General features: G+C 43.2%; 2 protein-coding genes. Both read right to left on the reverse strand.

Annotated features, from left to right (window positions below; translation table 11 throughout):
- On the reverse strand, positions 1-277 hold a 277-nt coding region (locus tag A3729_RS33810; RefSeq protein ID WP_231877361.1), incomplete at its 3' end, for a hypothetical protein.
- A 13-nt stretch (positions 278-290) separates the two neighbouring features.
- Positions 291-725: a hypothetical protein gene (locus A3729_RS06300; RefSeq protein WP_068514054.1), complete on the reverse strand. Its 435-nt coding sequence runs from the start codon at positions 723-725 to the stop codon at positions 291-293.
- Positions 726-864: the final 139 nt, after the last annotated feature.

Consider the following 864-nt stretch of genomic DNA (forward strand, 5'->3'; position numbering starts at 1 on the left):
TGTCAGAGATCAATATTGTAGTGAACGCAGAATCCTTTGCTTGCAGCTTGAAAGAGATGACTAGCTGGATGCAACGAACCATATCATTGGGTTGGTCAAGTATTAAAAACGTTGTAGGAACTTTCAGGAATCTGCTTTTCAGCTCATCTTCATTACTAATTTGCTCGACCTGGTAGCCGCTCGAGATTAGAGCGTCAACGAGAGCTGCGTTATTGTGCTTTCTTTCGCCGTACCAAATGATAGAGGTGAACGTATTGAATGACTTGGGTAAGTTCATGCACTGGACTCTGTTATGTGTTCTTTGCTAGTACTTCATACAGACCTTCCAGTACCAGGCCTAACTCATTCTCGAGGTTCTTAGCGCTATCTTTCATACCTTCAAGTTTGTCACTTGCTTGATAGGCTAGTGCCATTAGTTGTTCTTCCTGATCTTCGTCCAGGCCTAAGGAAAATAGTTTGGCTTCCAGTTCAGTAATCATATCAAGCATAACTTGTCGAACAGTGACATCATGTTCAGCAAGTTTATTGGTTAGCTGTTTGACCTGTTTTTCGGTCATACCTATAGCGCGGCCTAGTACATCTTTACGCTGGTCGGTCATTGATATTTGAGATTGAAGTGTGAGCAGTCGGCCATCGCAGATGCTTGATAAAACTGCGAGGTGATCTTTGAAACGACCGTAGCGGCTTTCATCGTCAACTGGCATATCATTTATAAGTACACCCATGGAGTCGCTGCAAACCATCGTTCAGACGCCAATGCTGATAATTCGCTCTTTAGAGTTTCTGAATTTGCTTAGTACGCGAGCTTCCATAGAGTCTTGCGATCAATTAATAAAAACACTAGGGGTGCCATAGATGACAGCG

This window comes from Oleiphilus sp. HI0043, assembly GCF_001634935.1.

Coding starts and splice junctions, on each gene's coding strand:
- A3729_RS06300 (WP_068514054.1), bottom strand. CDS start 725: ATGGGTGTACTTATAAATGATATGCCAGTTGACGATGAAAGCCGCTAC.